The sequence below is a fragment of the Vibrio sp. AIC-3 genome, from assembly GCF_013114515.1.
GTDB lineage: Bacteria > Pseudomonadota > Gammaproteobacteria > Enterobacterales > Vibrionaceae > Vibrio > Vibrio crassostreae_C.
Map to the genome: position 1 here is coordinate 1 of NZ_VTXG01000064.1, position 1,825 is coordinate 1,825.

At 47.4% G+C, this 1,825-nt stretch carries 1 protein-coding gene; it reads right to left on the reverse strand.

What is annotated here, in order from left to right:
• Positions 1-36: 36 nt before the first annotated feature.
• The gene (ltrA, locus tag F0229_RS21580) at positions 37-1,329 is read right to left on the reverse strand and encodes a group II intron reverse transcriptase/maturase (RefSeq protein ID WP_171733689.1); all 1,293 of its coding nucleotides are present in this window, start codon (positions 1,327-1,329) and stop codon (positions 37-39) included.
• Between the last annotated feature and the right edge of the window lie 496 nt (positions 1,330-1,825).

A 1,825-nucleotide genomic window follows, 5' to 3' on the forward strand; every position in this document is an offset into this window, starting at 1 on the left:
AATCGAGTAGGAGGAGGCCTCGCAGCCTCCGTCCTCTCACACCACCGTACAAGCGTGGGTCGCATACGGCGGTTCCGAATATACTTTCAGTGACTCGTACCCATCTCTTAGTGAGTACAGCCCAAACCCCTCGAACCATTTTATTGGCATGGCGTGATTAACCTGTGGCGTTGAAGCTAGATGCCACCAACCCTTATCTGACATCGCTAGCTTCCACGCATTACGCTCCGTTACACCTTGTCGCTGTAACCATATCGCTATGCTGTGTCTGCGTTTGCGCTGCTTTAGTCGGTAGCACCTTAATCTACGCCGTATCCATTCGTCTAAGCGCTGCATTGCACTTTTACTAACAGTAAGCTTGAAGTAGTGTTGCCATCCTCTTAGATATTGAGTTAACTCCGTGATTATCACCTGTAACTCTCGTCCTCGATTTCGCTTCGTTATCTGACGTACTCGCTTCTTCATTTGAGCTTGTGCCGTCTTCGATATCCCGATTCTTCCGTCTATCTGGAAGCGGTGGCTTAGGTAAGTTCGCTTTGTCACTCTCGTTGCTGCACTTTTCTTACGGTTTACCGTCAGCTTTAGTTTCTGCTCCAAGAACTCCGTTATCGACTCTCTGACTCGATGAGCGGCTTCCTCACTACGCACGTAGATTTGACAGTCATCTGCATATCGACAGAACTTATGCCCTCTACGCTCTAGCTCTTTATCCAGTTCATCTAATACAATATTTGATAGTAGCGGAGATAATGGCCCACCCTGGGGTGTGCCTCGTTGTCTCTGCTCAACTAGTCCATGTCGCATTATGCCTACCTGTAGGTATGACCTAATTAGCTTTAACACGCGTTTATCAGCAATATCTTGTGACAGCCTGTGCATTAGCCTATCGTGATTCACTGTATCGAAGTATTTTGCTAGGTCGATATCTACTACATAACCTCGACCCTCTCGGATGTAGCGACTGGCGGCCGACAATGCATGGTGCGCACTGCGGTTGGGTCTAAACCCGTAACTACTGTCGGAGAACTTCGGCTCATAGATACATGACAGCACTGATGTGATTGCCTGTTGGACTACCCTATCAAGGACTGTTGGGATACCTAATTGCCTTACGCCACCACTAGCTTTGGGGATTTCTACACCAAGAACAGGTTGAGGTTGATAGCTTCCATCCAGAAGACTCTGGCGAAGCTCTTGCCCGTTTGATGCCTGTCGAAGTCTTGAGATAGTGGCGTTGATGTCGAGCTTGTCGACTCCTGCACACCCTTTGTTCTTCTTCACGCGTCTAAGAGCTTGATTCAAATTGGTTGAGGAGCAGATTTGCTCCATCAACGAAGTTGAGGTCACCAAGACTCGCCCTCCTGTCTACGCCGACCATGCTTGTCATTCTTCGTATCCATGAGCTTTACTTGCGGTATTGCCCTTTGGGACGTAGAGATGAGTTTCATCTTGCTATGACTCCACATGATTGAGTGTCTAGTGACTGCTTCTTGATATATTCAGTTCAGGCCTTCCTTTGAGTTGTACATTCTCAAAGTACTATGCCTTCTGCTGACTTCTTATTGCTCATCACACAACATCACTGCTGTATTAGTCTCTATTGAGACAAACCATAAGATCTCCCGAGGTAAGACGTTGTTCTTTCCCTTGGCTGTGCCTGATTTACCACTACACACTTCCCGTCGAGGCATTGGGCTATTCTATCTATGGCTAGGTTGCCCAAGTTGTAATGGCCTACTATCAGATTTCTGTTCGTCACAACCAAGTTTTGCCATTTGCTTCCTTCAGATTTCACCTCACGGTGAACACCCTTGCATAGGCTAAC

Excerpts from the sequence above, each read along its gene's own strand:
- ltrA (WP_171733689.1), bottom strand. The coding sequence starts at position 1,329 with ATGGAGCAAATCTGCTCCTCAACCAATTTGAATCAAGCTCTTAGACGC.